This window comes from Thalassospira lucentensis MCCC 1A00383 = DSM 14000, from assembly GCF_000421265.1.
GTDB lineage: Bacteria > Pseudomonadota > Alphaproteobacteria > Rhodospirillales > Thalassospiraceae > Thalassospira > Thalassospira lucentensis.
The window spans coordinates 156,117-181,183 of the sequence record NZ_ATWN01000007.1; the positions used below are offsets into that span (position 1 = coordinate 156,117).

Genomic DNA, 25,067 nt, shown 5'->3' on the forward strand with positions numbered 1-25,067 from the left:
GCAAAACCCCGCCAGAACATTCTGGCGGGGTTTTGTGTTTGCAGGAAATAACTGCTGATTAGGTGGCGTCGGCCATGAAGGACGGCATCCAGCCTTCGTTCAGGTCGCGCAGGTCGGAAACGCTGACCTTGGCGTCGCCTTCGATGCTGATGGCATCGCCACCGATCTGACCGACGATGACGGCGGCAACATTGGCACTGGCCGCAGCATTCAGAACCTTGTCCGGATCGCTGGTTGCGATCACGTAGCGGCCCTGATCTTCGCCAAACAGCCATGCGGCTTCGCTGCCCTGTTCTGGCAGGCTGACGTCCGCACCGATATTGCCCGCCATGCACATTTCGGCAACGGTGACCAAAAGGCCGCCATCGGCGATATCGTGGCAGGTTTTGACAGCACCAAGTTCGATCAATTCGCGCACCAGCGTACCGGCACGTTTTTCCGCATTCAGATCAACCGGCGGCGGCGCACCTTCTTCGCGACCTTCGATGGTCTTAAGATACAGCGACTGGCCAAGTTCGCCCGTAGCCGCACCGATCATGATCAGCGCGCCTTCACCGGCTTTAAGGCCGATGGTGGCATGATGAGCCAGATCGGAAATCACACCAACGCCGCCAATAGCGGGGGTTGGCATGATGCCTTCGCCGTTGGTTTCGTTATAAAGCGACACGTTGCCCGACACGACCGGGAAGTCCAGCGTGATGCAGGCGTCCGCAATGCCCTGACAGGCACCGACAAACTGACCCATGATGCGCGGGCGTTCCGGATTGCCAAAGTTCATATTGTCCGTGATCGCCAGCGGTTTTGCACCGGTTGCGATCAGGTTACGGTATGCTTCGGCAACCGCCTGTTTGCCGCCTTCGACCGGATCGGCCATGACATAGCGCGGGGTACAGTCGGTGGTGGCTGCAATGCCCTTGTTGGTACCAGAAACGCGCACAACACCGGCATCACCGCCCGGACGGACAATGGTATTGCCCATGACCAGATGGTCATACTGTTCCCAGATCCAGCGACGTGATGCGAGGTCAGGGGACGCAATCAGGGTTTTAAGCGCATCGATATGATCGACCTTCCCCGAAAGGCTTGCCGGATCAATGCGATCCTGTTTCGGGGTGACTTCCCACGGACGGTCATATTCCGGCGATGCTTCGGCCAGCGGATCAATCGGAAGATCACCGGCAAGCTCACCATGCCATTTCAGAACCATGCGTTTGGTATCGGTCAGTGTACCGATCACCGCAAAGTCGAGTTCCCATTTGTCAAAGATCGCCTTGGCGGCCTCTTCGCAACCGGGTTTCAGCACCATCAACATGCGTTCCTGTGACTCTGACAGCATCAGCTCATAAGGCGTCATGCCTTCTTCGCGCATTGGAACTTTATCAAGCCACAGCTCAACACCAACACCGCCTTTGGACGCCATCTCGAACGAGGATGACGTCAGGCCAGCCGCCCCCATGTCCTGAATGGCAACGATCATGTCGGTCGCCATCAGTTCAAGACAGGCTTCAAGCAGAAGTTTCTCGGTGAACGGATCGCCAACCTGAACGGTGGGGCGCTTTTCATCGCTGTCGTCATCAAACTCGGCCGATGCCATGGTCGCACCATGGATACCGTCACGACCGGTTTTCGACCCGACATAAACAACCGGGTTACCAATACCAGCTGCCGCCGAATAGAAAATATTGTCCGTATCGGCCAGCCCCACGGTCATCGCATTGACCAGGATATTACCGTTATAGGATGCGTGGAAGTTGGTTTCGCCACCAATGGTCGGAACGCCCATGCAGTTGCCATACCCGCCAATGCCTTCGACAACGCCACTTAGCAAGTGGCGTGTTTTCGGATGCTCTGGCGCGCCAAAGCGTAGCGCATTGAGGTTGGCAATCGGACGTGCGCCCATGGTGAAGACATCACGCATGATGCCGCCAACACCGGTTGCCGCCCCCTGATAGGGTTCGATGAACGACGGGTGATTGTGACTTTCCATTTTGAAAATGGCGGCCTGACCATCGCCGATGTCAATCACACCGGCGTTTTCACCCGGACCCTGAATAACCCAGTCGGCCGTGGTCGGAAGCGTTTTCAGCCATTTTTTCGATGATTTGTAGGAGCAATGCTCAGACCACATAACCGAAAAAATACCAAGTTCGTTGATGTTGGGTTCACGGCCCATGATTTCGAGGACGAGTTTGTACTCTTCCTCGTTCAGGCCGTGTTCTTTGACCAGTTCAGGCGTGATCGGTGTGCTGTTGAATTGGTTGGTGCTCACGATACGGCCTCCACCATGCTTTTGAACAGACCGCGACCATCAATCCCGCCATGCAGCGGATCAATGGCATTCTCCGGATGGGGCATCATGCCAAGAACATTGCCCGCCTCGTTGATGATGCCTGCGATATTGCGCTGCGACCCATTAAGGTTGGTTTCTGTGTCAACGGCACCGTTGGCATCGCAGTACCGCAGGACAACGCGGCCTTCGCCTTCAAGACGGTTGAGCGTGTCTTCATCGGCAAAATAATTGCCATCATGATGTGCCACCGGATAATCGACCACATCGCCTTTGCCATACTGGTTGGTAAAGCGGGTTGTGGTGGTCTCGATCTTCAGATGCGTATTCTTGCAGATAAATTTCAGGCTGGCATTGCGCATCAGCGCACCGGGCAGAAGGCCTGCTTCTGTCAGGATCTGGAAACCGTTACAGACGCCCAGAATGGTCACGCCCTGGCTTGCGCGCTCAGCAACGGCGCGCATGATCGGCGATTTGGCAGCCATCGCCCCGCAGCGCAGATAGTCGCCATAAGAAAAGCCGCCGGGGACCATGATGATGTCGACGTTGGGAAGCTCGGTTTCGCCATGCCAAACCAGGGTCGGCTGGGTGCCGGTCGCCTGTTTCAGGGCTGCGATGGCGTCATTTTCCCGGTTGATGCCGGGAAACAGGATGACAGCGGATTTCATGAAATACCGTCTCTCGATTAGGGTCCGTTACGTAATCTCGAACCGCAAAAGTCTGCTTAAGCAAAACCTTGGCGGGGCGGTTAAGCCAGCTCGATGGTGTAGTCTTCGATCACGGTATTGGCGAGAAGCTTCTCGCACATTTCGGTGACCTCGGCTTTGGCCTTGGCTGTATCCGCACCGTCGATTTCCAGTTCAATGAACTTGCCCTGACGGACGTCATTAACGCCATCAAAACCAAGACCCTGAAGGGCGTGGTGAACGGCTTTGCCTTGCGGATCAAGAACACCGTTCTTCAGGGTGACATGAACACGTGCTTTCACGGGAAGCTCCTTTAACGTTCGCATGCGAAGGCGCATGCGCGATATTGCTTGCAAACAAAACGCTGTCCGATGAGATCGATCACCGGTCAGTCATAAGAAAAAGGCCGCGCGAACGCGGCCTTGGGGATTATTTGTCTTTATTGAGCATTTCTATTTCGGCGGATTCAGGCAGCACACCAAGACGGCGGGCGACTTCCTGATAGGCCTCTTCAACGCCACCCATGTCGCGGCGGAATCGGTCCTTATCCATCTTTTCGTTGGTTTCTGCATCCCAAAGACGGCAGTTGTCCGGGCTAAACTCATCGGCCAGAACCAGATGGGCAAAATCGCCTTCCCAAACACGGCCAAACTCAAGTTTGAAATCAACCAGTTTGATGCCGATGCCGCGCATCAGACCACACAGGTAGTCATTGACACGCAGCGTCATGCCGACAATTTCCTCAAGCTCTTCGGCACTTGCCCAGCCCAGTGCGAGGATATGTTCGTCAGATACCAGCGGATCGCCAAGATCGTCGTCTTTGTAATAAAACTCGACAATCGGACGCGGCAGGCGTTCGCCTTCTTCAAGGCCAAGACGCTTTGCCATCGACCCGGCCACGATGTTGCGCACGACAACTTCGATCGGAACGATTTCACATTTGCGGCACAGCTGTTCGCGCATGTTCAGGCGGCGAATGAAGTGGGTCGGGATGCCGATTTCCGCCAGACGGGTCATGACGAATTCGGTAATCATGTTGTTGAGCACACCCTTGCCTGCAATCGTGCCGCGCTTCTGCGCGTTAAAGGCGGTGGCATCATCCTTGAAATACTGAATGATCGTGCCGGGTTCGGTACCTTCGTAAAGAACCTTGGCTTTGCCCTCATAGATGGGCGTCTTTCTGGACATTGGCGGGATCTTTCACATATTGGCTTGCGGGGAGTGTCCCCGAGCACCCTGAAAATCGCGCCCCCCATATAGCAGTGCTGGGCGAGAAACTCAATTGTCGCGTAAGGTCTATTTATGCAGACTTGATAATCGTATTTTGCAACCGTCACGCCGAACGGTGCCGCAATGCAATATTTCCATTGTATTACGCCGTTTTTACAAACAGTTGCCGGTTACAAAGCCACTGGATGAAACGGGGTCTCATCGGGTTGCCCGTTGGCAAATAACCAGACAGGGCGACGCGGAAGTTCGTTTTTGTCAGTGGGAATCGCCGGCAGACCGATCACGGATGAACACAGGGTTTCAAATCCGATGTTGCTTCGGACCAGCATCGCATCGGCGCGAATATCGTGATGATCCGGGTCGGCGGGAAGGGTTCCTGTATCCGCCAGAAGCGCCTGCCAGGCAAACCAGTCATCGGCTTCGGGATTGGGGGCTGGGGCGCTGATGAAACGCGGCAGATTGCGTTTTGTCCGGGCACTATTTTCCGTGTCGTTCAGATCGTAGGCGGTGACAATCGACAGACCTTCGGGAATATCGGTGATTTCAATCTTGCCTTCGCCATGATTGGCAAGCCAGTATGCATCACGGTTATCGGCGATCACCATGTTAAACGGGCGATAGGCGGTACCATCAAGTTCGGCCAATGCCTGTGCGGCGTCAATCGCATCGGCATGGTCAAGTGCTTCAAGCGGCAATTCACCGCGCGATCGTTTGCCATCGGCCGGGCCAAGGGTGCCAAACCGGTTCAGCACGGCGGCAACCACACCGTCTTCGTTGTTGCCAAGCCATGTGCCCCCGGCTGTTTCATCCAGTCCGGCAATCACATGGGGTCGGTCTTCCCAGTGGCGGGCCGGGGGCTGCCACGGGCGGTTGTTCATTTCGTCACGATTGGCGCCAATGATGACAGGCCATTCGTGGTCGGGGCGGCGTAAAATAATGACAGTACACATGAGCCAGATCAAAGCGTCATGGGGGCATATTTGTCAAATTCAAAAGTGACCGATGAAGGGATGAAATTACCTTTGTCCGGTCATACTTATCAATCTGGCCTATTAATCTAACCGTAATCTATTTGAACAATCGGACGCCAAACGGGCAGGAGGGAACATCATGAACAATTTTAATGATCGTGAACGGGGCTTTGAGGCCAAATACAGCTTTGATCTGGAACAGGATTTTCGCATCGAAGCCCATCTTTACAAGATGCTGGCGGTATGGGCAGGCGAACAGATGGGCATGGCCCCGGCCGATTGTGATGCCTATGCCAAGAAAGTCATTGGCGAAGTGATCGCAAACCCCAAAGAAAACAGCATTGTTACTTTTTTGCTAGCGGATTTCGGCCGCAACAACATTGATGTAACCGTCAGCACGCTACAGGCGAAACTCGAACAATTGCGCCCGATTGCCCGGGCCGAGATGCTTGCGGGTTAAGCGCAGTCAAAACCCTTGCAAAAATCTTCGTGTTTGCAAACGCCTAAGGGGTCCCGTATTCTCCAAACGGAAACAATAAAAACAACGGGTGCAACTTCTTAGTGTGGTACTCATGACATCTGGGTGGAGATGTCTACTTGGGAAAGAAGGGCAAGGGTTTTGCGTATCCTATTGGCAGACGATCACGACCTGGTTCGTGAAGCATTATCGTTGCTGTTTCAGCAATATTTCGAAGATTGCGAAGTCGTCGAAGCCGGGGCATTGGATCCGGCGCTTGATCATATTGTGGCAACCAATGATTTCGACCTTGTTCTGCTCGATCTCCGGATGCCGGGCATGAATGGGCTCGAAGGCCTTAAGCGGACACTTCAGAAGGTCGCCGAAACCACGGCGGTTGTTTTGCTTTCCGGGGCCTATCGCAGCGAGGATGTCCGTCACGCCATTGAGGCGGGTGCACAGGGGTTCATTCCCAAAACACTGCGCGGTCAGGCCTTGGCAAATGCCATTCAGCTTGTCCTTGCCGGTGAAAAATACCTGCCATCGTCCATTCTCAATGATATGACCGACGGTATTGTCGGTGGTCCTGATCGTGAAAAACGCATGGCGGGTGGTTTCGGGGTCGAGGGGGATTTTGCCCGCCTGACCCCGCGTGAACGTGAAGTACTGGCGTTGCTATCTGAAGGGCGTCCGAACAAGGATATCGCACGCCATCTTGATCTGCGTGAAATCACGGTGAAATATCACCTGAAAAACATCTATCGCAAACTCAACGTTTCGAACCGCGCCCAAGCGGTAAAAACCGCGCTTGAAGATATGGCGCGCTCGGGAACTTTGTAATATACTCGTCAAAGGCAGCTTTGTTTGAGCTTGCGATCCGGCCCGTGTTTTTCACGGGCCGTTTTCGTTGGTAACACTGTTTGTCCTCCTCGTCATGTCACCTAAAACGAGGATTTCTTATGACCATCCGTATTGCACTTGTTGGCGATTTCAAACAGGCCGTTATCGCCCATCAAGCCATCCCCAAAGCCCTTCAGATTGCTGCTGATGATCTCGGGGAAATGATCGCGTATGACTGGATCGCAACAGAGCGTCTTGACGCCAATGTACCGCATATTCTTGAGGGATATGACGGGATTTGGTGTGTACCTGCCAGCCCGTATAATAGTTTTGACGGGGCGCTAAATGCGATCCGCTATGCCCGTGAACGCGATGTTGCGTTTCTGGGAACCTGTGGCGGGTATCAGCATGCGGTTCTGGAATATGCCCGCAATGTTCTGGGGCTTGTTGATGCGGCCAACGCCGAAATTGACCCGGACGCGAAATTGCCACTGATTGCGCCGCTTGTCTGTGCGCTGATTGATCAGGATGGCGCGATCAAGCTTGCCAAAGACAGTCTCATCCGAACCCATTACAGCAGTGCTGAAATCAACGAAACCTATCGGTGCAGTTATGGCCTTAATCCAGATTATGCCGGTTTGCTGGACGGGCAGGACCTTGTGATCAGTGCGTGGGATGATGAAGGTGATCCCCGTGCAGTCGAATTGCGGAGCGCACGTTTTTTCATCGGAACGGCGTTTCAGCCCGAAAGATCGGCCTTGCGCGGGGAAACCCATCCTCTGATCACGGCATTCGTCCGGGCCGCATCCCAATCACGCATTTAACGGTTCATCACATAGAAAAACACCCCCGTGCAGTGCACGGGGGTGACGATAACGCGCAGCATTCCTTAGGTCGGATCGCACTGTTTGGCTGCGACAATGCTACAATCGGATGTCGTTTTGACCGATTGGGCGGTTGCGGCGGGAGTTCGTGATGATTGCATCACCAAGGTTCCCGACAGGATGGCGGCGGTGGCGATAATGTCTGTCATTGAAATGGTTTCACCAAGGATCAAGACGCCGGTCAAAAGGCCGATCACCGGCGGGATATAGGTGACACTGGATGTCTTGATCGCACCAAGCTGCTCAACCAGATAATAGTAGCACATAAAGGCCATGCCGGTACCCAGAAGACCCAGCCCAATAAACAGCGACCCTGCGGCTTTCCAGTCGGTAAAGATCATCTCAAGTCCGTCAAAATCGCCAATCGCCATGGCGGTCAGTGACGACAGGCCCAACTGATACGTGCACAGCGCAATCGGCGAAATGCCAAGCGGGCTTAGGAACTTTCGGGCATAGACAAACGACAGTCCAACACACGCTGATCCAAACGCGATGTACAGAACACCGGTCAAGTCATTGCTGGCAATATTGGCGTCCCAGGGCCGTGCAATCACAATGACCCCGCCAAACCCGATCAAAAGCCCGGTGATGGAGCGAAAGTTAACCGGTTCGCTGCGCAGGAAAATCGCCGCTCCGACAAAGGAAAAAAGCGGGATTGCACCGCTTAGCATGCCCGCGGTGCTTGTTGGCAAAAGTGAAATGCCCTTGGCAAAGGCAAAGTAGTAAACGGTAGCCGCCATCAGCGACATCACCACAAAATGGTGGATGTAGCGGACATGCTCCCAGCGCAGAACTTTGCGCGACAGGGCAAAAGCCAGCACGGGTAAAAACCCTATCACCACACGCACCATAACGATCTGCATCGGAGACACCACACCGCCTGCGATCTTGTTGAACAAAAACGTCATGCCCCAAAGAAGGGCCAGAAAACCAAAAACAAGATACGGGGTGGGGATGCTGCGTTTCATGGCGGTACTTTCGGTGGCGGTGATTGCCAGATTGTAGGCAGCACGCAGATCGGCTACAAATCATGTTATCTGTTCAATGAAATAGAAAAGCTATATCATGGCTGCATATCCACCGCTGAATTCATTGCGTGCGTTCGAGGCATCTATTCGACTAAATAGTTTTTCTCTTGCCGCCGAAGAATTGAACGTGACCCCGGGGGCTGTTGGTCAGCAGATCAAAAAGCTTGAAGACTGGCTGGGGATGGAGCTATTTACCCGTTCGGTCCGGCAAGTCCGCCCAACTGCGGATGGATTGGATTATGCCGCGCGCATTGGGCCTGCCTTGCGCCAGATCGTCGATGCCAGCCAACAGGTGCGCGGGCGTTCTGATCGCTCGGTACGGGTTGTGATGCCGCCAAGTTTTGCCGCAAAATGGTTTTCACGGCGGATGGCCCGCTTTTTGATCGACTATCCGACAACGTCGCTTCATGTCGGATCGCAAAGCCAAATGATCGATTTTAATCGGGATCCGGTCGATATCGCTGTGCGCTATTTTGATGGATGCGACGATAGTCTTGAGACAGTGCTGCTATATCGTGGGCGGGCTGCGGCCTATTGCGCGCCGTCTTACCGTGATCACATGGGGGTGGCAAAACCATCCGATCTGGTTCGGGCAACCTTGCTCAATGATATTTTGCATGCGTGGTGGCCCGAATGGCTGGGTGCTTATGCCGGGGTGAGTGCCGCCGATGTCAGCACGATCACGCAGATTGAAATCGATCAGACCTCGATGGCCATCGAAGCTGCCATTCACGGGCAGGGCGTGGTTTTGGCAAACCCGCTACTGACCGAAGAAGACATTGCCGAGGGCAAGCTGGTCCATCTGTTTCCAGAGCAGGTGCTCACAGTGCCATTTGGCTATTATCTGGTGCATCCCAAAAATCGCGCATTGCGCGGGCAGGTGAAGCTTTTTCGTGACTGGTTGCTGGCTGAGGCACAGGAACTTGCATCTGACTAAGCCGGATTGTCGGGGGCTTAGTCAACAAAAAGCCCCGGCCGTTTGAAACGTGCCGGGGCTTTGTTTTGTTTGCAGTGGTCTGCCTTAGTCGGCAAAGACGCGGGCAAAGATCGTGTCGACATGCTTGGTGTGATAGCCAAGATCAAACAGCGCTTCGAGCTTGTCCATCGGGATTTTCCCGGTGACGTCTTCGTCGGTTTTCAGAAGCGACAAAAGATCACCTTCGCGGTTCCAGACTTTCATCGCGTTACGCTGAACGATGCGATATGAATCTTCGCGCGATACGCCATATTGGGTCAGGGTCAGCAACACACGCTGCGAGAACACCAATCCACCCATCTGATTGAGAATCTCGTCCATCCGTTCTGGATAGATCACAAGGTTCTCAACCACGTTTGACAAACGCATCAGGGCAAAATCAAGCGTTACGGTCGCATCCGGACCGATATTACGTTCGACCGAGCTGTGCGAAATGTCACGTTCATGCCAAAGAGCAACGTTTTCCATTGCCGGGATTGCCATTGAACGCACCAGACGGGCAAGACCGGTCAGGTTTTCGGTCAGAACCGGGTTGCGTTTGTGTGGCATCGCCGAGGAGCCTTTCTGCCCCTTGGAGAAGAACTCCTCAACTTCACGCACTTCGGTGCGCTGCAGATGGCGAATTTCGGTTGCCAGATGCTCGATCGAAGACGCAATCACACCAAGGGTCGCAAAATAGGCCGCATGGCGGTCGCGCGGGATCACCTGTGTTGAAACCGGTTCAGGTTTCAGGCCAAGTTTCGCAGCAACATGTTCTTCAACGCTCGGATCGATGTTGGCGAATGTGCCAACCGCGCCTGAAATCGCACAGGTGGCGATTTCTTCGCGCGCAGCAACCAGACGATCCCGGTTGCGTTTGAATTCGGCATAGAAGGTGGCAAGTTTCAGACCAAAGGTCACCGGTTCTGCGTGGATGCCGTGCGAACGGCCCATGCAGGGGACGTCTTTGGTTTCATAGGCGCGCGTTTTAAGCGCAGCCAGAAGCTTGTCCATATCTTCAAGCAGGATGTCGGTTGCTTGGGCCAACTGAACGTTAAAGCAGGTATCAAGAACGTCCGAGCTGGTCATGCCCTGATGAACAAAGCGGGCTTCTTCGCCAACCTGTTCAGACAGTTCGGTCAGAAACGCAATGACGTCATGTTTGACTTCGGCCTCGACGGTGTCGATGCGATCAATACGGTCCTGAGTATAAGGTTTGTCACCTTTTTCCCAAACCAGCTTGGCAGATTGGGTCGGGATAACACCGAGCTCAGCCAGTTTGTCAGCAGCGTGTGCTTCAATTTCAAACCAGATACGGAATTTGTTCGCCGGTTCCCAGATGGCAGTCATCTGTGGACGGGAATAACGGGGGATCATGCGGTCGCCTCCGGGCAAGATGGTTGGGTGCCGGGGTATGATCTGAATGATCGGATTGCGTGATCACTTCCACGATCATCAGGCCAGCACGCTTTCACCGCGTCGGATAGTCCATTCCGGCCCGATTGGCAAGCCTGCAGACAGGTATGACTGGGATGTGATTGTATTTTTACCGGTTAAAAACTTGTGTTCTGTTAGAATTATAGCAACTTAGATAGAATACATATGCAAACGGACATTATGTATATGATGGCATTCTGGTCATCCGGTTGTTGAGTGGACGGGAAATTAATGACGCGCGAAGGCGACGGGGCGAAGGATCTTCCAAAAGAAGGGACGGAGACCCGCGAAACAGACGCCAACTATCTTGCGCAGCTTGTGGATTTGGGTATTGCGCTTTCCGCCGAGCAGGGACGCGAGGAGCTTAACCAGAAGATCCTGATGGCTGCGCGTAAATTCACCAATGCGGATGGTGGATCGCTTTATCTCGTCAATAAAGACGAAAGCGAACTGCATTTCCGTATCCTGATGAATGATACGCTCAACACATTCTTTGTTTCCGGCCGCGAAAATGAAAAACCGTTTCCGCCCTTACCGCTGTATGACGTCGAAGGGCGGCCCAATTATCGCAACATCGCGACCTATGTCGCGCTGACCGGTAAGCCGATCAATATCGAAGATGCCTATTGTGCCGACGGGTTTGATTTTTCCGGCACGCGCGCCTTTGACGCCAAAACGGGCTATCGGTCGAAATCATTTTTGACCGTACCGCTAAAAAGTACGCGCGGTGCGATGATGGGTGTGTTGCAGCTGATCAATGCCCGCGATGAAGCCGGGCAGGTGATTGCCTTTGATAAATCAATTGAACCAATCATCGCCGCATTGGCCAGTCAGGCCGCCGTTGCGATTGAAAACAGCCGTCTTCTGGTTGCACAACGCGATTTGATGGAAAGTTTCGTGCGCGTATTGGGCCATGCGATTGATGCCAAGTCGCCGCATACAGCCGATCATTGTTCGCGCGTTCCGGTGATTGCACGCATGCTGGCGCAGGCAGCAGTTGACGACAAACTTGGACCGTTTTCCAATTTCTACCTGACCGATATGGAATGGTACGAACTTGATCTGGCCGCCTGGCTTCATGATTGCGGCAAAATCGTCACCCCCGACCATGTGATGGAAAAGGCGACCAAGCTTGAAACCATCCATAACCGCATTCATGAAATCCGAACCCGGTTTGAAGTCCTGCGCCGTGATGCTGAAATCGATATGCTTAAACGCAAACTGGCGGGCGAAGACGCCGATGCCTGCGATGCCGATTTCAAGCAAAAGGTTGCCAAGCTGGAAAATCAGTTCGCCATGGTCGCCGATGCCAATATTGGCGATACGGAACTTGATACCGACACCATCTATGCCCTGCACGATATTGCCGAACTGACATGGGTGCGCCATTTTGATCGAACGGTCGGGTTGTCGTGGTCGGAAAATCAACGGCTGACCGATGCGGATCTGGTAAGCCTACGCGAAGCGGGCACAGAAACCTTGCTGATGGACCGCGAAGATCAGGTGTATCTGGGCTTTAACCGTGGTGAGCTTTATAACCTTTCTATCCCGCACGGTACCCTGACATCCGAAGAACGACAGGTGATCAATGATCACGTTGTCGTAACGCAGGATATGCTTGCCCAATTACCTTATCCACGCGAACTGCAACGTATTCCTGCTATTGCGGGCAATCACCATGAAAAAATGGATGGATCAGGGTATCCGCACGGCATAACCGGCGATGACATGGGCATTCTCGAAAAGGTCATGGTCATCGCGGACATTTTCGAGGCCCTGACCGCGGTTGACCGACCCTATAAGCGGCCCAAACTTTTATCGGAGTGCATATCGATTTTGGGCGACATGCGCGACAAGGGGCAGATCGACAATGATCTGTTTGAACTGTTTCTCGTCAGCGGAACATACCTTGAGTACGGCAAGAAGTTTCTGAAATCCGGTCAATGCGACGAAGTCGATATCGAGCAGTTTATCATTTCGCGCTAAGCGGATTTTCTTTCCAAAAAAACAGCATCCATAAAGCTTTATCGCAGAGCCACGGCGCATGTGAATGCGTTGTCCGGCTTCTGATTGTGGGTTCATACGTCCGAAGCTATAAATCCGGACGCCAGAGGACCGTGATCTTCCTATTGTCTGCCCGACACAACGAAACGATTCTCATAAAGGCGTGAAAATAGATGGTTTTGGAAAAAGTATTACGTCGGTTTGGCGATGTCTTGGTGGCGGCTGGTCTGGTGCTTTGTACCTTAGCGGTGGTGATTGCTCTGAGCCGGCCGGCAAACGCGCAGCAAGGTAAAAAAGAAATCTTGCGCGAACAGGTTAACCCGAATGCGGGCAGCGACGACCCATGGCTTGGCGGCAACTGGCAATTTGGCGCATTTGGTTCGGTTGAAAGCAACCCCTATCGCGGTGCGGACAGTACCGATTTAGGCGGGCTTCCAATTCTGGCTTATGATGCGGAGCGGATGCATATCGGGATTGACGGGATCGATATCAAAGCCTGGCAAAATGATTTTGCCAGTCTGTCAGTGATCGGTGGCTTCCGTGATGGACCATTTGAGTCAGGTGACAGCAATTATCTGAGAGGAATGAAGGATACCGACATGGGATATGATGTTGGTATTGGCTTTAGCACGCGGTTATGGCGCGGCGAACTGGTTGGAAGCTATCTGACCGATGTTGCCGATACCCATAACGGGCACGAGGTTGATGTATCCTATTTCGTGCCGCTGCAATTAGGGGATGTGAACTTTGAGTGGGGTGCGGGTGTGACCTGGCAAAGCGAAAACCTGGTTGATTATGGAACGGGTGTTTCCCGCACTGAAGTCCGAAGCGACCGGGCATACTATGCCCCGGATGCAACCTTCCTGCCGCATCTTGATGTGACCATTGCCTATCCGCTGACCGACAGCCTCAATATCATTGGCACCGGCGGTTTCCTGTATCTGTCCGATGAATATACCGACAGCCCGATCATTGATGATGATTACGTTCTCAGTGCCGGTCTTGGGCTTGTCTACACGTTCTGATCTTTGCAGAACCAGCCTCAAACCGGGCTGATCACCGGGTAACTCGCATAAAAAACGGACCGTCGCAAGACGGTCCGTTAAGTTTCAGGGTGCAATTGTGGTCGGCTTGTTATTCAAATGCTGTCGTGGAAATGACAGGCGACTTCCTGAGTTTCCGAAACACGGTCAATTGTCGGCACGTCCGTTGCACATTTTTCCTGTGCAAATGGGCATCGGGTCCGAAATACACATCCTGATGGCGGCGATAGCGGGCTTGGCAAATCACCGGTCAGGACAATGCGTTCCTTATTACGTTCAATCTCCGGGTCGGGGATTGGAACGGCTGAAATCAGGGCTTTGGTATAGGGGTGTCTTGGCGCAGCATAGATGCTGTCACGATCCGCAAGCTCCATCACATTGCCAAGATACAGCACCATGATGCGATGACAGATATGGCGCACAATTGACAAATCATGGCTGATGAAAATCAACGACAGGTCAAATTCGCGCTGCAATTCCTGTAACAGATTGACGATCTGCGCCTGGATCGACACATCAAGGGCGGAAACCGGTTCATCACAAACAATCAGTTTTGGTTCAAGGATCATTGCGCGTGCAATGCCGATACGCTGGCATTGGCCACCGGAAAACTCATGCGGATAGCGGTTGATCATTTGCGGCAAAAGGCCAACCCGCGCCATCATGCGTTTGACGCGCGTTTTGATTTCATCCTTGCCCAATTCGGGTTTGTGGGTGACCAGCGGTTCCGCAATGATTTCGCCAATCGTCATCCGAGGATTAAGGCTGGCCAGCGGGTCCTGAAAAATGATCTGCAAATCCCGGCGCAGGGGCTGCATATCGCGGTGCGGAATGCCGACAATGTCTTTGCCAAGCCATGCGACCTGTCCGCCGGATGGGGCTATCAATTGTAAAATTGCCCGGCCCAGTGTCGATTTACCGCACCCTGATTCCCCAACCACGCCCAGCGTTTCACCCGGAAACAGGTCAAAATTCACCCCATCGACAGCCTTAAGCGGGCGGTCCTTGGCAAACGGGCCTTTGCCGGGTATCGGGAAATGAACCTTAAGATCGCGCACAGAAAGGATCGGGGCGTTGTCGCGTTTGTCTGGTGCTGTCATGGCCGTCATTGCCCGTCCTCCCGGAAACATGCGCTGGCCCGGCCATCTCCAAAACCTTTGAGCAACGGGCGTTCCACACAGCATCGATCCATGACATAGCCACACCGTTCCTGATAGGCACAACCCGTCGGCAGGTTCTGAAGATTGGGCGGCTGGCCGGGAATGGCGAACATGCTGTCTTCGTTGGCGCGATCAATGCGCGGCATCGATTTCAACAGTCCCTCGGTATAGGGATGATGACTGTCATAGAAAATGTCGCGCACGGTACCGGTTTCAACAACCCGCCCGCCATACATCACCATCACCCGATCACACAGGCCAGCCACCACACCCAGATCGTGAGTGATCATGACGGTTGCGGTGTTGAAGTCCTTTTGCAGATCGCGCAACAGATCAAGGATCTGTGCCTGTACCGTGACATCAAGGGCGGTGGTCGGCTCATCGGCAATCAGAACTTCCGGATCACACAAAAGCGCCATGGCAATCATCACGCGTTGGCGCATGCCGCCGGAAAATTCATGGGGATACATGTGAACACGCTGGGCCGCACCGGGGATGCCAACACGGTCAAGCATTGCAATGGCACGTTTTAGGGCATCTGCCTCGGACATGCCGCGATGTTCGACCAGAACCTCTGTCATTTGCCGTGAGATTTTCAAAAACGGGTTCAGCGATGTCATCGGGTCCTGAAAGATCATCGACATCGAGACACCGCGAATTTTGTTCAAGTCGCGGGACCGCAGATTGAGGATTTCCTTATCCTTGTAGCGGACCGATCCGGTTGATGTGCCGTTCTTGGCCAAAAGCCCCATCAGGGACAGGAAAATCTGGGTTTTGCCCGATCCCGATTCCCCGACAACGCCAAGCGTTTCGCCCGGATCAATGTGGAAATTGACGTTATTGACCGCCTCAACTTCACCGTCCGGGGTTTGAAACCGCGTAGAAAGGTTTTCGACAGTCAGAATATGGTTGGTTGTCATGATGTGTTTCCTTCCTGTCCTATCTGTCTTTCGGGTCCAGCGCATCGCGCAGGCCATCGCCGATGAAGTTGAAACAGAACAGTGTCAGTGCGAGGAACACCGCCGGATAAATCAGCATCCAGGTCGATGCTTCGATCACTTTTGCGCCTTCGGAAATCAGAACACCCCAACTGGTCAGGGGTTCCTGCACACCCAGCCCAAGGAACGACAGGAAACTCTCCGTCAGGATCACTTGGGGAATGGTCAGCGTCATATAGACAATCACCGGCCCCAGAACGTTGGGGATCACATGGCGGAAAATGATTTTGAAGTTCGAAACCCCCGTGGCATGGGCAGCCTCAATAAATTCACGCCGCCGCAGCGAAAGTGTCTGACCCCGGACAATGCGCGCCATGGTCAACCATTCAACCGCGCCAAGGGCGACAAAAATCAAAAAGATGTTTCGACCAAACACCACCATCAACATGATGACAAAGAACATGAAGGGCAGGGAATAAAGCACATCGACAAACCGCATCATGATGCTGTCGATCTTGCCGCCGAAATATCCGGCGATGGCCCCATATGTCACGCCAATGATCAGCGACACGGCTGTTGCCAGAAGCCCGACGGCCAACGACACGCGCGCGCCATACAGCACACGGACAAACAGATCGCGTCCATTGCCATCGGTGCCAAAAATATGGCCGTTTTCCCAGTTCGGACCTTCCTGAATATATCCCCAGTCGATCTGGTCGTAGGCATATGGGCTCAAAAGCGGGGCAATGATCGCAAGCAGGGTAATAATCCCCAGAATGATCATCGACCCGACGGCGGCCTTGTTACGAAACAGGCGGATGCGGGCATCACGCCACAGGCTGCGCCCTTCGATTTCCTTGGTCGCACCGGCTGATTGCAGCAGTGCTGTCTTTTCGGATTTATTCATCATCAGGGTGACTTCAGTTTGGGATCAAGAAGGCCGTAAACCATGTCGACCAGGAAATTCAGCATGATGATCATCACCGCATAGATAATCACCACCCCCATCACCAACGGATAGTCGCGATTTAATGCGGCCTTGATGAAATAGGTGCCAATACCGGGCACACCAAAGATGCTTTCAATCACAACCGAGCCGGTCATCACTGCCGCGGTCGCGGGGCCGAGATAGGAAATCACTGGCAAAAGCGCGCCCTTGATTGCATGACGGTTCACCACCAACTTTTCGCGCAGTCCCTTGGCGCGTGCCGTGCGGATATAATTGGAATGCAGCACTTCGACCATGGATCCGCGCGTCAGGCGCGCGATATAGGCAATCTGGGGCAGGGCAAGGGCAATGATCGGCAAAATCTTGTACTGGATTTCGCCGTCTCCCCATCCTGCGGTCGGCAGGATCGCAAGATACAATCCAAAAACAAGCGACAGCAACGGCGCCATGACAAAGTTCGGGATGGCAATGCCGATCATGGCAATTCCCATCACGGCAAAATCAACCGCACTGTTTTGTCGAAGGGCGGCATAGGTGCCAAACCCGATCCCGAATACAAGGGCCAGGGCAATTGCACTTAAACCAAGCTGCATGGATGCAGGCGCACCGGCCATGATCAGTTCAGCAACGGAAAAGTCGCGGATCTTGATCGAAGGGCCAAAGTCACCCTGCAAAAGCTTACCGATGTAAATGCCGTATTGTTCGATCAGCGGTTTATCAAGGTCATAGGCCGCCTTGATATTCTTTTCGATTTCGGGCGGAAGTGCGCGTTCCTGATCGAACGGGCCGCCCGGTGCAATACGCATCATGAAAAAGGCCACCGTGATCACGATGAACAGTGTCGGGATCGCGATCAGCAGGCGCCGAATGGCGTAAGATAACATATTTCTCTCTCATCCCCGTCGGGGTGATCGCAGGCCTTGGGCGGGAGGAAGCCTTCAAAGCCTGCGATACCAAGGCGAAATTTACTCGGCGATGTCGAGCCAGCGGGTCAGGTGACGATCCGGGGCATTATCGATCCAGCCCTTGATCTTTGGCGATACAAGCTGTTTCGAGACATAGTAGTAAATCGGGATGAAGGGCTGCGCTTCCATCATGATGGCTTCGGCCTGATGCATCAGTTCTGCACGCTTTTTCAGGTCGCCTTCGTTTTCGGCTTCCAGCATGAGTTCATTATAGCGCGGGTTGTCGAACGCGGCATAATTCAGCGGCCCGGTGCGTTCTTCACCAAGGAACAGGAAGTTCTGTGCATCGTTGTAATCGGCAATCCAGCCTGCGCGGGCGACTTCGAAATCACCAACTTTCAGGTCGGCATAATGGATTTTGCCTTCGGTGTTAAACAGGTCCGCTTCGACACCGATCTGTTTCCACATGTTTTGCGCCGCAATCGCGATACGCTTGTGGTTTTCCGACGTGTTGTAGCGCAGGGTGAATTTCAACGGATTGTCCGGCCCATAGCCAGCCTCAGCCATCAGTTTCTTGGCTTCTGCGACCTTCTCGCCATAGGGCAGGTCTTTCCATGAAACATAGGCCGGTTCGGTATAGTTGCCTGTTCCCGGTGGCACGAATGAATATGCCGGAAGTTCACCGGTTTTCAGAACCGCATCAGTGATGGCTTCGCGGTTGATGGCCATTGAAAGCGCCTTACGCACGCGCGGATCGGTGAACTTTTCCTTATCGGTTCGGATCGCGTAATAATAAATGCCCGCATAGGGGGCGATGCGCAGGCTGTCGCTCAGATTGTCACGCAGCCAGGAAATCTGTTCGGATGCGATGTCACGTGCGACGTCAAGTTCGTTAGCACGGAACCGGTTCTGCATCGCGGTGCGATCTTCGTAGGCGTAATAAATGACCTCGTCGATCGGAACGTTCTTGGCGTCATAAAATTCTTCGTTTTTGACCAGTTTGGTATGAACGTTCGGAACCCATTCAACCAGTTTGTAAGGGCCATTCACGACGATGTTTTCCGGCTTTACCCAGTCCTTGCCATATTTTTCCACCGTATGACGGGGAATGGCAAAGGCGGTCTGATGGGTCAATTGTGCCAGAAAATAAGGGGCTGGTGCCGTCAGCTTGACCTTAAGGGTGTGGTCATCAACGGCAGTTGCTGCGAGTTTCGCGCCGTCTTTGCCGGTGTTGACGTCTTCGGCACCTTCAATGATGTACAAAAGCGACGCATATTCAGCACCCAGTGCCGGATCAAGAACGCGTTGCCAGCCTGCGATGAAGTCCTGTGCGGTGACCGGAGTGCCATCCGACCAGTTATGGTCGCGGATTTTAAAGGTATATGTCATCCCGTCGTCTGAAACGGTCCAGCTTTCGGCCGCACCGGGGACTGGCTGACCATCGGGGCCATATGTCAGAAGACCCAGCGACATATCATCGGAAACACGGCTGGTCTGAACGGTCGAGATGAAATGTGGGTCCATGGATTGTGGTTCGCCATCATTCCCAACCCGCAGAATCTTTTCGGCTTGCGCGTGGGTGGATGACAACATGGTCATCGACCCGGCAATCAAGGCGGTCCCCAGCACAAAGGCCCGTGACGACTTTACCAGTCCGCTCACGAGACCTTTTGCGGTCATCGCATTTTGTGACATTTGAAATGTCTCCCTCAACAATTATGATTTGTTGTGACGCACTCCCTGAAAGTACGTACGCAAAAATACTGAGGCTGCCATGCGTCAATTGCAAGTCGTGATTTCATATTGATGAAACAAATGGTGGAATTTTGCGCGATTTTGTCCATTTCATAGCTGAACTTTGCGTAAACTGCGTAAGTTGACTGATAATCTAAACATGCACGACAAGGGTGACAATTTGGATATCAGGTCACTATTCGATATTCAGGGAAATGTGATGTAACCCGGAAAAGTTGTGTTTTTAGAGTGAAGTACTTCACATTTAAGGCTTTGAGGGGGCTTCAATCTTGCGAATCGGGCACCAAAGCGCAAGGCGTTCACTTAAGCGTTGAGAAACATGATTTTACGCGGTACGGGTTATCACGTAGCACGATGTTTAGCCGAGCAGCACCGAAATCACGATTGAAGATATTGATGCTTGTCATTCGCCATTTTCGTGGCGGGTCTTTGCACCCCGGCGCAGGAAGCTCGCCTTGTGACATTTGATCAGGACCGAACTGAACGATGATAGAAACAGCGAAAATTGTCCTGATGGTGATTGCGGTTGTCGGCTTGGGACAAGCTGCCTTTTTAATGCTTTTGCTCCGGCACGAGGGCAAGCGCGCATTTCGTGCCAACCGCTGGCTGATGGTCTTTGCCTTTGCATCCTGTTTAAGCTTTATCGAAGACATCACCGACGTTTTGCTGACGCCGAAATGGATGCTGTTGATGGCACCGGTTTTCATGTCGATGACCTTTGCCTTCGTGCCGTCCATTTATCTGTATTTTCGCGAAATTGCAGACCGGCCGGTACGGCGACCAATCTATCATTTCGTGGTTCTGATTCCGGTTTTGGCGGCAACGTCCGGAGTGGTGTGGATTCTGTTTGATCAGTTCGTGCCAGAAATCATTCATGGCACCGATGTCGAAATCGATATTGCCATTGATCAGCACATCGGGCTGTCAGTTCTCCTGATGACTGTCTTTATCGGGCTTTATATCCAGCTTTTTGCCTATATGCCCAAGATATGGAAAGTCGCCCTTGGGTATCTGCGACAGGCTGGTGAACAGCTTGGTGCGGATCAGGTCGCTTTGCGCCGCTGGATTCTGGAAATCCTGATCGGGGTCACCACCATTTTCGTGATCTTCACCGTAACGTCGGTGATCGACATCTTTGTTGACGATGGAACATGGCTGACCACCCTTGTTCAAGGCAGTTTTGCACTCGTATTTTTCCGGATGTGTCATCTTTTGGCATCGAACCCCGCCTTGTTCGTTCAAGCCGAATGGGAGGAAACAGATGCGGACCGGGCAGAAAGCAGCATAGACCAATCTGTTTCAGTCCGCGTAATCGATAAAAGTAACCAGACGGAACAAGGCAGACAGTTCCTTGATGATCATGACGTTGCACGTATTCGGGGGCGGTTGGATAAGGTTGTCGATGAAACAGAGATGTTGTTTGATCCGCTTTTATCTATGCCCAAACTTGCGAATATGATCGGAGCCACGCCAAACCAGTTGTCCCATGTTCTTAATCAGCATCTCGGCAAAAGCTTCTTTGATTTCGTCAATGAAGTCCGCACCAAAGAGGCGTCGACACTTCTGATTAATGAGCCGGATCGCACGGTTCTCGATATTGCGACCAGCGTTGGCTTCAATTCGAAATCGACCTTCAATCTGGCCTTCAAAAAAATCACCGGGCTTACCCCAAGCGCATATCGCCGCAAAAATCTTGATAAAACAGATGATTAGTTCAACCGAATGATTGGGTCGGCAAGGACAGAAGCCCTGACATATGGCGTTTATCTTCCCACATAGGCCGAGAGCTCGTCCGATGTTCCTTTGGGAAAGGCATCCCGTAAAAAGTCGAGGAACGCCGAAACGCGTGCGCTTAGCAATCGGCGAGACGGGTAAAGCGCCCACAAGGTGATTTCGGGCCCGTCAACATCACCCCACTGCACCAGCGTGCCATCGCCAATATCGTGACTGACGAGCGACACGGGCAGACGTCCGGCACCGACCCCTTTTCGCACGGCGTCCCGCACCATGACCAGCGATGACAGGCTCAGGACCGGATTGACCGCGATCCCCGATTGGCTCGTCGGTGTCTTCACATTCCAGATTTCGCCTTGGCGGGCTTGCCCCCGCACGACAGCCGGGACCGCAGATCCATCTATCGGGCGCGGCAGGTCGGGGCTTGCCACGATCACCAGTCGATCATGCAGGAAGGCTCTTCCAATCAGACTTTCATCGGGCTCCGGGTTGACCCTGATCACCAGATCATAGGCTTCCTCGATCATATCAACAGGCCGGTCCTCGGTCGTGACTTCAAGCTGGACCTTTGGATACTTAAGAGCAAAATCAGCAGCAAGTTTACCCATCGCAGTCAGCGAAAAGAGCAACGGCGCACTGATCCGAAGCCTGCCCCTTGGTTCGCGTCCACCGGAGGCTATTTCTGTGGTCGTCTCGTCGAGTTCAGTAAACAGCTGGCTCGTCCGCTCAAACAGTGCCCGTCCTTCCTCTGTCAGCTTGAGTACTCGCGCGCCACGTTCGAACAAACGCAGTTCAAGGCTCGCCTCTAGCTCCGCGACGCGTCGCGACAGTGTCGCTTTGGGCCGGCCAGTGGCGCGGGACGCTTTTCCAAACCCTTCGTGGCGGGCAACCAGATTGAAGTCAGCAAGAGCAAGAAGGTTCATGTGTTCCACCATTGAGACAGTATGTCTAAATATAGCGTCTATCGGTAAGAATGTGGATCATTAAATTGGGGGCAGTCAAATTACTTAACCAAGGAGATAACCCATGACCATTCTAGTAACCGGTGCGACTGGAAATGTCGGTCGCAATGTCGTCGAACAACTTGTGAACCGTGGTGCCGATGTGCGTGCGCTGGTCCGTGACCCTTCCAAAGCGAGTTTTCCAATCGGTGTGGAAGTCGTCCAGGGTGACTTGCTCGAGGTCGACTCACTGCGGCATGCCATGTCGGGCGTCTCTACTCTGTTTCTGTTGAACGGGGTTGTTGCCGACGAATACACGCAGGCGCTGATTGCTCTTAACCTTGCCCGCGAGGCCGGGATTGAGCGGATTGTATATCTGTCGGTAATCCACAGCGATATCTACGTCAATGTGCCGCATTTTGCCGGGAAGTTCGGCGTCGAGCGGATGATCGAACACATGGGCCTCAGCGCCACCATCTTGCGCCCGGCCTATTACATGGACAACGAGATCACGATCAAGGATGTCGTCATTAATTATGGCATTTATCCGATGCCGATTGGCGAGAAGGGCCTTGCGATGATCGACGCACGTGACGTCGGCGAAATTGCCGCACTCGAACTGATCCGTCGTGAACAGTCAGCAACACCATTGCCGATCAATCGCATTAATCTCGTTGGTCCGGACACGCTGACCGGCAACGATGCCGCCGCGATTTGGGGCGATGTCCTTGGCCGTGCAATTGCTTTTCCCGGCAACGATACCGCCGGGTTCGAACAGAACTTGCGTCAGTTTATGCCAAGCTGGATGGCATTCGACATGCGCCTGATGGCCGAACGCTTCCTGACCGATGGCATGCTTCCAGACGTCGGTGACGTCGACCGGTTGACATCTATGCTTGGTCGTCCGCTGCGCTCCTATCGTGACTATGTTGCTCAGATTGTCGGCTGATAGCCTCCATTCCAACACCACCGAAAAAGGACCATCGACATGATCTATTCGACTGCAACCGTCCCGGTGAACCCGGAAGGTGAGGGAAAACTCACGCGCGCGCAGGTCTGGAAGGGCCTCGAACTGAAGGCACGCGATGCGCGCCAATTCCTCCCGGCAGGCCTCTGCACCCGTTGCGAGGTTACAGAGGAAAGTGCCACGCACTTCGTCCGCGACGCCACGATCGGCAGTGTCGACCTGCGAGAGATCATCACGCTGGAGCCGCAACACAAGGTCATCTTCTTTCAGGCGACTGGCCCGCGCGAAGGTGCCATCATCAATGAATTGTTCGAGGATGACGCGGGCGAGCTTCAGCTCAAATTCTACTGCTACCTCGGACTGCGCGATAAGGCACCGAACGGCCCGGAGGAACAGGCAGAACAAGCACAGTTCGATAGCGAGCAGGGTTATAAAGCAGCCCTTCTATCCACATTGAAGCGCACACGTGAAATGGTTGCTGACGGCAGGATTTGATCCTCGATACTCTCATCAACCAACAATACAAACAGCACACGTCACTGTAGTCTGGTCGGTCATTTTTAATGGCTGACCAGATTTTTTGGGGGCATGGCTTTAAGCTCCAGCAAATCCCACTTATTGCCATACAGGTCTTCAAACACCGCAACGGTGACATAAGGTTCATGGCGCGGGGCTTCAAGAAACCGTACACCGGCATTGGTCATGCGGGCATGGTCACGGGAAAAATCATCGGTATTAAGGAAAAAGCCAACCCGCCCGCCGGTCTGATCCCCAATGATGCAGGTTTGACGCTCGCCTTTGGCCTTTGCAAGTAAGACGCGGGTATCTGTTGCGCCGTTGGGGGCGACAACCACCCAGCGTTTGCCATCACCAAGATCGGTATCTTCGACCAATTCAAAGCCGACCTTGCCGGTGTAAAACGCAATGGCGGCGTCGTAATCGCGTACAACAAGCGTGATCAAACCAATATGGGGCATGGCGTTCTTTCCGGTTGGAAATAGGGGGATTGTATCGTGGTGGCTTTAAATCAAACCAAGGGTCTTAAACGAATTATATCCCGCCTGACTGATGATGATGTGATCATGCACCGCAATCTCCATCGCCTTGGCGGCATCAACGATCTTGCGCGTCATCTCGATATCACCGCGCGAGGGGGTGGCATCGCCACTGGGATGATTGTGCACCAAGATGATGGCGGATGCATGCAGCTCAAGTGCGCGTTTGATGACTTCGCGTGGATAGACCGGGGTATGATCGACGGTGCCGCGTTGATGGCATTCATCGGCAATCAGCCGGTTTTTACGATCGAGAAACAGCAAATGCAGTTCTTCGTTTTTCAAATGCCCAATCCGCACCCGGCAATAGTCAATTAGCTGTTCCCAACTGGCAATCACCGGCAGTTCCATCGCACGTTCACGCGATAAATGTTGTGCGCTGGCCTCGACTATTTTAATCGCGGCAATACCGGCCTCGCCAAGCCCCTTGGCCTTGTGCAAATCTTCGGGCCGGGCGGATAACACATTGGCAAAGCTGCCAAACTGCGCAATCAGCGATTTGGACAGCGGTTTTACATCACCACGCGGCATTGCCATGCACAGCATCAATTCCAGCAACTCATAATCGGCCAATGCGGTCGCACCGCCCTTGATAAAGCGGTCGCGCAACCGTTGGCGGTGGCCGTGATAATGCGGTTTGGCGGATTTCGGTGTTGTGGCGTTTGCCGACGATGCGGGCAGGGGAGTGTCGTGCTCGGGAACGGGTGGGGGTGCCGGACTCTGTATCGCAGAAGGGACATCGCGGGTCTGATCAAAAAACACCCGCGTCCCGTCATCGATTTCAGAAGTCGGGGTCAAAGCAGCTTTGCGATTTTTGGTGTCGCTCAAATCTGCTTCCCCC

At 53.5% G+C, this 25,067-nt stretch carries 24 protein-coding genes; 9 read left to right on the plus strand and 15 right to left on the minus strand.

Annotated features, from left to right (window positions below; genetic code table 11):
• Window positions 1–58 precede the first annotated feature (58 nt).
• From purL to K355_RS0115335, 5 genes are all read right to left on the minus strand, one after another.
• On the minus strand, window positions 59–2,269 hold the full coding sequence (purL, locus tag K355_RS0115315) for a phosphoribosylformylglycinamidine synthase subunit PurL (protein WP_022733033.1): 2,211 nt from the start codon (window positions 2,267–2,269) through the stop codon (window positions 59–61).
• Window positions 2,266–2,955, minus strand: coding sequence for a phosphoribosylformylglycinamidine synthase subunit PurQ (gene purQ / locus K355_RS0115320; protein WP_022733034.1), 690 nt, complete (start codon window positions 2,953–2,955; stop codon window positions 2,266–2,268). Before purQ ends, purL begins: the two co-directional genes overlap by 4 nt.
• A gap of 80 nt (window positions 2,956–3,035) precedes the next feature.
• The gene (purS, locus tag K355_RS0115325; protein ID WP_022733035.1) at window positions 3,036–3,275 is read right to left on the minus strand and encodes a phosphoribosylformylglycinamidine synthase subunit PurS; all 240 of its coding nucleotides are present in this window, start codon (window positions 3,273–3,275) and stop codon (window positions 3,036–3,038) included.
• A gap of 127 nt (window positions 3,276–3,402) precedes the next feature.
• Window positions 3,403–4,161: a phosphoribosylaminoimidazolesuccinocarboxamide synthase gene (gene purC / locus K355_RS0115330; RefSeq protein WP_022733036.1), complete on the minus strand. Its 759-nt coding sequence runs from the start codon at window positions 4,159–4,161 to the stop codon at window positions 3,403–3,405.
• Window positions 4,162–4,373: 212 nt separating this feature from the next.
• Window positions 4,374–5,153, minus strand: a complete 780-nt coding sequence (locus K355_RS0115335; RefSeq protein ID WP_022733037.1) for an NRDE family protein — start codon at window positions 5,151–5,153, stop codon at window positions 4,374–4,376.
• 160 nt (window positions 5,154–5,313) lie between these two features.
• On the opposite strand from K355_RS0115335, the gene K355_RS0115340 reads away from it, so the two are divergent.
• The 3 genes from K355_RS0115340 to K355_RS0115350 all read left to right on the plus strand — a co-directional run bounded on the left by K355_RS0115340 (window position 5,314) and on the right by K355_RS0115350 (window position 7,295).
• Window positions 5,314–5,634, plus strand: coding sequence for a DUF1476 domain-containing protein (locus K355_RS0115340; RefSeq protein WP_022733038.1), 321 nt, complete (start codon window positions 5,314–5,316; stop codon window positions 5,632–5,634).
• A gap of 159 nt (window positions 5,635–5,793) precedes the next feature.
• Window positions 5,794–6,471 carry a response regulator gene (locus tag K355_RS0115345; protein ID WP_022733039.1) on the plus strand — a complete coding sequence of 226 codons (678 nt, stop codon included), beginning with the start codon at window positions 5,794–5,796 and terminating at the stop codon, window positions 6,469–6,471.
• Window positions 6,472–6,590: 119 nt separating this feature from the next.
• Window positions 6,591–7,295, plus strand: a complete 705-nt coding sequence (locus tag K355_RS0115350; RefSeq protein ID WP_022733040.1) for a CTP synthase C-terminal region-related (seleno)protein — start codon at window positions 6,591–6,593, stop codon at window positions 7,293–7,295.
• A 65-nt stretch (window positions 7,296–7,360) separates the two neighbouring features.
• Here the strand turns inward: K355_RS0115350 and K355_RS24135 are convergent, their stop codons facing one another.
• Window positions 7,361–8,323 carry a DMT family transporter gene (locus K355_RS24135; RefSeq protein WP_022733041.1) on the minus strand — a complete coding sequence of 321 codons (963 nt, stop codon included), beginning with the start codon at window positions 8,321–8,323 and terminating at the stop codon, window positions 7,361–7,363.
• 97 nt (window positions 8,324–8,420) lie between these two features.
• On the opposite strand from K355_RS24135, the gene K355_RS0115360 reads away from it, so the two are divergent.
• The gene (locus K355_RS0115360; RefSeq protein ID WP_022733042.1) at window positions 8,421–9,320 is read left to right on the plus strand and encodes a LysR substrate-binding domain-containing protein; all 900 of its coding nucleotides are present in this window, start codon (window positions 8,421–8,423) and stop codon (window positions 9,318–9,320) included.
• Between the two features lie 84 nt (window positions 9,321–9,404).
• Here the strand turns inward: K355_RS0115360 and purB are convergent, their stop codons facing one another.
• The gene (gene purB, locus K355_RS0115365) at window positions 9,405–10,715 is read right to left on the minus strand and encodes an adenylosuccinate lyase (protein WP_022733043.1); all 1,311 of its coding nucleotides are present in this window, start codon (window positions 10,713–10,715) and stop codon (window positions 9,405–9,407) included.
• 291 nt (window positions 10,716–11,006) lie between these two features.
• On the opposite strand from purB, the gene K355_RS0115370 reads away from it, so the two are divergent.
• Together K355_RS0115370 and K355_RS0115375 are read left to right on the plus strand one after the other, a co-directional pair.
• Window positions 11,007–12,761, plus strand: coding sequence for a GAF and HD-GYP domain-containing protein (locus K355_RS0115370; RefSeq protein ID WP_022733044.1), 1,755 nt, complete (start codon window positions 11,007–11,009; stop codon window positions 12,759–12,761).
• 191 nt (window positions 12,762–12,952) lie between these two features.
• Window positions 12,953–13,804, plus strand: coding sequence for a MipA/OmpV family protein (locus K355_RS0115375; protein WP_022733045.1), 852 nt, complete (start codon window positions 12,953–12,955; stop codon window positions 13,802–13,804).
• 113 nt (window positions 13,805–13,917) lie between these two features.
• On the opposite strand, the gene K355_RS0115380 is transcribed toward K355_RS0115375, so the two are convergent.
• The 5 genes from K355_RS0115380 to K355_RS0115400 form a co-directional block, all read right to left on the minus strand.
• On the minus strand, window positions 13,918–14,922 hold the full coding sequence (locus K355_RS0115380; RefSeq protein ID WP_028791645.1) for an ABC transporter ATP-binding protein: 1,005 nt from the start codon (window positions 14,920–14,922) through the stop codon (window positions 13,918–13,920).
• A 5-nt stretch (window positions 14,923–14,927) separates the two neighbouring features.
• Window positions 14,928–15,902: an ABC transporter ATP-binding protein gene (locus K355_RS0115385; protein ID WP_022733047.1), complete on the minus strand. Its 975-nt coding sequence runs from the start codon at window positions 15,900–15,902 to the stop codon at window positions 14,928–14,930.
• 19 nt (window positions 15,903–15,921) lie between these two features.
• Window positions 15,922–16,830 (minus strand): oligopeptide ABC transporter permease OppC, encoded by a 909-nt coding sequence (oppC, locus tag K355_RS0115390; RefSeq protein WP_022733048.1) that lies wholly within the window; start codon window positions 16,828–16,830, stop codon window positions 15,922–15,924.
• Window positions 16,830–17,753, minus strand: coding sequence for an oligopeptide ABC transporter permease OppB (gene oppB, locus K355_RS0115395; protein WP_022733049.1), 924 nt, complete (start codon window positions 17,751–17,753; stop codon window positions 16,830–16,832). Before oppB ends, oppC begins: the two co-directional genes overlap by 1 nt.
• An 81-nt stretch (window positions 17,754–17,834) precedes the next feature.
• The gene (locus K355_RS0115400; protein WP_022733050.1) at window positions 17,835–19,469 is read right to left on the minus strand and encodes a peptide ABC transporter substrate-binding protein; all 1,635 of its coding nucleotides are present in this window, start codon (window positions 19,467–19,469) and stop codon (window positions 17,835–17,837) included.
• A 546-nt stretch (window positions 19,470–20,015) separates the two neighbouring features.
• On the opposite strand from K355_RS0115400, the gene K355_RS0115405 reads away from it, so the two are divergent.
• The gene (locus K355_RS0115405) at window positions 20,016–21,242 is read left to right on the plus strand and encodes an AraC family transcriptional regulator (RefSeq protein WP_022733051.1); all 1,227 of its coding nucleotides are present in this window, start codon (window positions 20,016–20,018) and stop codon (window positions 21,240–21,242) included.
• Window positions 21,243–21,292: 50 nt separating this feature from the next.
• On the opposite strand, the gene K355_RS0115410 is transcribed toward K355_RS0115405, so the two are convergent.
• A complete protein-coding gene (locus K355_RS0115410; protein ID WP_022733052.1) occupies window positions 21,293–22,186 on the minus strand; it encodes a LysR family transcriptional regulator in 894 nt (297 codons plus the stop codon).
• 103 nt (window positions 22,187–22,289) lie between these two features.
• Between K355_RS0115410 and K355_RS0115415 the strand changes: the two genes are divergently transcribed.
• Both K355_RS0115415 and K355_RS0115420 read left to right on the plus strand, forming a co-directional pair.
• Entirely contained in the window at window positions 22,290–23,153 is an 864-nt protein-coding gene (locus tag K355_RS0115415) for an SDR family oxidoreductase (RefSeq protein ID WP_022733053.1), read from the plus strand.
• A 39-nt stretch (window positions 23,154–23,192) separates the two neighbouring features.
• A complete protein-coding gene (locus K355_RS0115420; protein ID WP_022733054.1) occupies window positions 23,193–23,666 on the plus strand; it encodes an SRPBCC family protein in 474 nt (157 codons plus the stop codon).
• Between the two features lie 65 nt (window positions 23,667–23,731).
• Here the strand turns inward: K355_RS0115420 and K355_RS0115425 are convergent, their stop codons facing one another.
• On the minus strand, window positions 23,732–24,148 hold the full coding sequence (locus tag K355_RS0115425) for a VOC family protein (protein WP_022733055.1): 417 nt from the start codon (window positions 24,146–24,148) through the stop codon (window positions 23,732–23,734).
• Between the two features lie 45 nt (window positions 24,149–24,193).
• On the minus strand, window positions 24,194–25,054 hold the full coding sequence (gene radC / locus K355_RS0115430; protein ID WP_022733056.1) for a RadC family protein: 861 nt from the start codon (window positions 25,052–25,054) through the stop codon (window positions 24,194–24,196).
• Between the last annotated feature and the right edge of the window lie 13 nt (window positions 25,055–25,067).

Bases quoted from the DNA above. Each gene is read 5' to 3' on its own strand.
- K355_RS0115335 (WP_022733037.1), bottom strand. From the start codon at position 5,153: ATGTGTACTGTCATTATTTTACGCCGCCCCGACCACGAATGGCCTGTC.
- K355_RS0115385 (WP_022733047.1), bottom strand. From the start codon at position 15,902: ATGACAACCAACCATATTCTGACTGTCGAAAACCTTTCTACGCGGTTT.
- oppB (WP_022733049.1), bottom strand. From the start codon at position 17,753: ATGTTATCTTACGCCATTCGGCGCCTGCTGATCGCGATCCCGACACTG.
- K355_RS0115400 (WP_022733050.1), bottom strand. From the start codon at position 19,469: ATGTCACAAAATGCGATGACCGCAAAAGGTCTCGTGAGCGGACTGGTA.
- purQ (WP_022733034.1), bottom strand. From the start codon at position 2,955: ATGAAATCCGCTGTCATCCTGTTTCCCGGCATCAACCGGGAAAATGAC.
- K355_RS0115375 (WP_022733045.1), top strand. From the start codon at position 12,953: ATGGTTTTGGAAAAAGTATTACGTCGGTTTGGCGATGTCTTGGTGGCG.
- K355_RS0115420 (WP_022733054.1), top strand. From the start codon at position 23,193: ATGATCTATTCGACTGCAACCGTCCCGGTGAACCCGGAAGGTGAGGGA.
- K355_RS0115360 (WP_022733042.1), top strand. From the start codon at position 8,421: ATGGCTGCATATCCACCGCTGAATTCATTGCGTGCGTTCGAGGCATCT.
- K355_RS0115410 (WP_022733052.1), bottom strand. From the start codon at position 22,186: ATGAACCTTCTTGCTCTTGCTGACTTCAATCTGGTTGCCCGCCACGAA.
- K355_RS0115350 (WP_022733040.1), top strand. From the start codon at position 6,591: ATGACCATCCGTATTGCACTTGTTGGCGATTTCAAACAGGCCGTTATC.
- purB (WP_022733043.1), bottom strand. From the start codon at position 10,715: ATGATCCCCCGTTATTCCCGTCCACAGATGACTGCCATCTGGGAACCG.
- K355_RS0115380 (WP_028791645.1), bottom strand. From the start codon at position 14,922: ATGACAGCACCAGACAAACGCGACAACGCCCCGATCCTTTCTGTGCGC.
- K355_RS0115370 (WP_022733044.1), top strand. From the start codon at position 11,007: ATGACGCGCGAAGGCGACGGGGCGAAGGATCTTCCAAAAGAAGGGACG.
- K355_RS0115425 (WP_022733055.1), bottom strand. From the start codon at position 24,148: ATGCCCCATATTGGTTTGATCACGCTTGTTGTACGCGATTACGACGCC.
- purC (WP_022733036.1), bottom strand. From the start codon at position 4,161: ATGTCCAGAAAGACGCCCATCTATGAGGGCAAAGCCAAGGTTCTTTAC.
- K355_RS0115340 (WP_022733038.1), top strand. From the start codon at position 5,314: ATGAACAATTTTAATGATCGTGAACGGGGCTTTGAGGCCAAATACAGC.
- oppC (WP_022733048.1), bottom strand. From the start codon at position 16,830: ATGATGAATAAATCCGAAAAGACAGCACTGCTGCAATCAGCCGGTGCG.
- K355_RS0115415 (WP_022733053.1), top strand. From the start codon at position 22,290: ATGACCATTCTAGTAACCGGTGCGACTGGAAATGTCGGTCGCAATGTC.
- K355_RS0115405 (WP_022733051.1), top strand. From the start codon at position 20,016: ATGATAGAAACAGCGAAAATTGTCCTGATGGTGATTGCGGTTGTCGGC.
- K355_RS24135 (WP_022733041.1), bottom strand. From the start codon at position 8,323: ATGAAACGCAGCATCCCCACCCCGTATCTTGTTTTTGGTTTTCTGGCC.